The sequence below is a fragment of the Actinoplanes sp. NPDC051851 genome, from assembly GCF_040681165.1.
Taxonomy (GTDB): Bacteria; Actinomycetota; Actinomycetes; order Mycobacteriales; family Micromonosporaceae; genus Actinoplanes.
Genome location: NZ_JBFAYF010000151.1, coordinates 1 through 3,392 on the forward strand (window position 1 = coordinate 1; position 3,392 = coordinate 3,392).

At 63.2% G+C, this 3,392-nt stretch carries 3 protein-coding genes and 1 pseudogene; 1 reads left to right on the plus strand and 3 read right to left on the minus strand.

Annotated elements, in window-relative coordinates:
• The first annotated feature begins 237 nt into the window (after positions 1–237).
• Positions 238–864: a hypothetical protein gene (locus AB0M08_RS47300; RefSeq protein WP_364508886.1), complete on the plus strand. Its 627-nt coding sequence runs from the start codon at positions 238–240 to the stop codon at positions 862–864.
• An 87-nt stretch (positions 865–951) separates the two neighbouring features.
• On the opposite strand, the gene AB0M08_RS47305 is transcribed toward AB0M08_RS47300, so the two are convergent.
• The 3 genes and pseudogenes from AB0M08_RS47305 to AB0M08_RS47315 all read right to left on the minus strand — a co-directional run.
• Positions 952–1,659 carry a hypothetical protein gene (locus AB0M08_RS47305; RefSeq protein ID WP_364508889.1) on the minus strand — a complete coding sequence of 236 codons (708 nt, stop codon included), beginning with the start codon at positions 1,657–1,659 and terminating at the stop codon, positions 952–954.
• Positions 1,656–2,360 (minus strand): hypothetical protein, encoded by a 705-nt coding sequence (locus AB0M08_RS47310; RefSeq protein ID WP_364508891.1) that lies wholly within the window; start codon positions 2,358–2,360, stop codon positions 1,656–1,658. The genes AB0M08_RS47305 and AB0M08_RS47310 overlap by 4 nt, the downstream gene beginning before the upstream one ends.
• Positions 2,361–2,463: 103 nt before the next feature.
• A pseudogene (locus tag AB0M08_RS47315) lies at positions 2,464–3,392 on the minus strand (hypothetical protein); the annotation flags it as partial.

The window sequence follows — 3,392 nt, forward strand, 5'->3', positions numbered from 1 at the left end:
GCAGGAATGAGAGCCAAGGACATCTGCCTCGCCGTCGGCGTCGACCCCACCCCGAAACACGTCGAAGGCGCACGCGCACGCCTCAAACGCCTGGTTACCCGCAAGATCCTCACCGAAAATGAACCGGGCATATTCACCCTCAACCCACCGAATCGGACCTAACCTTTCCTGCCGCCCTCTCAGGCCAGCCTTCCGTGGACGCTCGCGCTGATCAGGGAGAGCAACGACGCTGCGGCGTTGTTCTCCCGTGGTATCGACGCCCTGCGCGCGATGCGGCATGACTACACCGACGCGGTGGCGGTCATGTCGTTGCTGGCGTTGGGCGCGGAGAAGATGCTCAAGCTGACGATCGGCCTTTCTGGCCGTGATCAGGGCACCGGATGGCCGTCCAAGGACGAGATGCGTCTGAAGATCGGGCACCGGGTACTCAAGGCCGACCGGATCGCCCGGCCGACGCTCGACAGTAATCCGGGAACCGCACCGGGTTGGCTCGCCGGTCTCAAGCATCAGGTGAACGCTGACCCAGTGCTCTCGACCGTGCTCGAAGCGCTGGACCGGTTCGGGAATGCTGGCCGATTCTACTACCTGGACTTGTTGGCCTCAGCCACTCAGCCGCAGGACGCGCCCCAGACCCTGTGGACGAACATGACCACCGCTCTCACGACCGGCGAGCCTCGCTTACTGGCGGATCTGGCCTCGGTAGACCGGTATGAGGCTGGTCGGCGACAGCTCAACGAGATGGTGGCGGCAGCGCTCATCGGCTGGTGGGAGCTGTACGCAGCGGCGTGGCGAACCGGCGCGATCGGGAAAGAGGCTCAGCGGTATTCCCCAGAAATCGCCCTGTGGAAACCGGATGTGACGTAACCATGTAACAGGTGTACCGCGAGTTGTGCACATGAGAGACTGCCTGCGGCTGGGGGATGCATAGCTCATGCATTTCCTGCAGCATCGTTAGCGGCCCTGCCGATAGGCTCGAAGCGCAAGCGCAAAGCGTTCTTGTAGGTCTCGCTCGGCTTTCCGTCCCGGTAAAACACCGACCTCATACTGCTGTTTACGTCCCTCCAACAGGTGAACGACGGAGGGATGGGTAACCGTTGCTGCCAACATGACGAACCGTGTAGACAGCTCGACTTGCAGTCCGAGGAACTGCCGGCCCATGCCCAAAGTGAGTGGTGAGGTGTAGTACTTGCCTTCAACAACCAGGATGGCGTTGCGGCTCGACGGGTCGATGTCCAGCTGGCGGCAGCGCCGGGCGACGGTCTCCGGTAGGACCAAGACGTCCGCCTCATGCGCGACCTTGCTCTTGCCAACTACAGCCACGCCGGTGTGGACTTCCAGTGGGTCCTTCTGCTGGCCGGGCAACGAGAGAACGGCATGCGTGAAGGTGTTGCTGCCGGCCAAGCGACCAGGTGCCCGACGGAGTCGGAAGGCTGTTGGCGGCCGCCCTTGCCCGTCGGCGAACGACACCTGGTACCCCTCGCTACGCGCGGCGCGGAGAACCAGAGCGAACAGGAATGCCTCATAAAGATCGTTGCCGGCCGTTGCTGTCGGCCCGCTGGCAGTGAGGGCGAACGGCAACGCGGCAGGAAGCTCTCGTCTCAGTCGCGCCATCAGCTCCTCAGGGGTATTGGCGCCGGGGGCTGCACCGGGGTTCGTCACGAATGCTGTCCCGTCATATTCCATACGTCGCCGGTGTTGGCGGTCTTGCCGTACTGGGCGAGCCACTTACCCCGCGAGACACCCGCTGCCTCCCTGAGGCCGTCAAGGAGCTCGACGACCGATCGCGCTCGGGACATTTGGGCCTGCAGCAGCTGTTCGTCAGGCAACTTCCACGGAGGTGCTACAGCGCCGCGAACCTCGGACTCGGGAGGGTCTTCGAAGATGACAGCTCCGTCCCACGTCTGAGCCCACTCGACGTCGGCCAAATTCTCGACGGTTGCGGAATCGTGTTGTGCGAGGCTCAGCTGGCGAAACTCTTCGAGTTGGGCGGAGACGTCACGTTCCATAGCCAGCGTTCCTGCCGTGGCGACCTCGATCAAATCGAGGAGGATGGCCAGCCGGTCGCGTACATCCAACGGCGTCAGCGCCACGTCGCCCTTCCTGAACCGAGGTGTACCAAGGTTCTCCATCCGGAAGGCGCCACGCTCGTCAACGGCCCTCGCCCGAGGCGACGCTTCGCGCGGCATGATCTGATCTAGGTAGCGCTCCCCGATGTCCCCGCCGCCACGCGCGCCGGTGAACTCCAGCGATACTCCTTCGGCACCCAAGACCCGCTCCTGGGTCACGATGAAGTCGAGCCCCAGCTCGGCCATCAGTTGTTCGAGATCGGCCAACAGCCGCGCGATCTCTTCCTCGTTCATCGACACATCACCCCTGTCCGTCCCGTGGATCACCCTATCGATTTGCCCCAGGAAGCGGGGGGAGGCTCACCTGAGGTGCTGCTACGACCGCTGCCGTGGAGCGCTAAGGCAGATCTTCATCGTCTTCTTCGGTCAGGGCAGCTTCGTCAGCGTGTTCATCAGCTGTGCGGGCCAGGTGGTCTTGAAAGTCTGCGTGCCGGAACTGGTAGACGGTGGTGCCGACCGTACGTAGTAGTCCGAGTCTGTGCGCGTCGTCCAGGAAGGCTGGTAGCTGCCCTGGGAGCCGTCCGGTCAGCACGTGCGGCAGGCTGATCAACGTGTTCGTCCACCATGTTCGAGGCTGACCCATGTCGATCTCACTAAACAGTATGACGACCAGGGTCAGCGGTAGGAGGGCTAGCCAGATTCTCAGGGTTAGGCGCAGGTCGCCCGAGGCGAGCGGATCGGCGAAATTGAGAGAGCTTTTGACGATGTGGGTGCCGAGGTACGCATCAAGCCTGCCGGTGGCTTGCAAAGTGAAGCTGCCGTCGAGGCCGGTGAAGTGGCCGGTGAGTACGAGCCTGAAATGGTCGGGCGGACCCAGGCGGGCCCATATGAGAAGGACTGCACCGGCGATGGCCACCCAGGCGAGCCAGCGTTTCGCGGTTCGGCGGCCGATGCCCGGGATGGTTAATACCCACGCCAGCAGCATGGCTGCGACGTAGCGCAGTTGGCCCGCCCAAACCACCCGGAAGTCATGAAGGTGGGAGCCGAGCCAGTCGGTGGGCCCTCGTCTCAGAAGTTCAGCGCCGATCGGGTGTGCCTGCAATAGGCGCCATCCGATCGCCGCAGCCGAGCTCAGTAGAGCGGTGAGTAGGACGGTCTTTAACAGGCGCAGCTTGTGCTCGAGTGCGGTGACGCGCCATAGGCCGGGAGCATCGTCCGGAATGCTGGCGCGTCTCAGAGGGCGGTAGGAAAGGTTAGGTCCGATTCGGTGGGTTGAGGGTGAATATGCCCGGTTCATTTTCGGTGAGGATCTTGCGGGTGACCAGG

What these genes read in the sequence shown, in the direction of transcription:
- AB0M08_RS47310 (WP_364508891.1), bottom strand. Translation starts at nt 2,360, where the DNA reads ATGAACGAGGAAGAGATCGCGCGGCTGTTGGCCGATCTCGAACAACTG.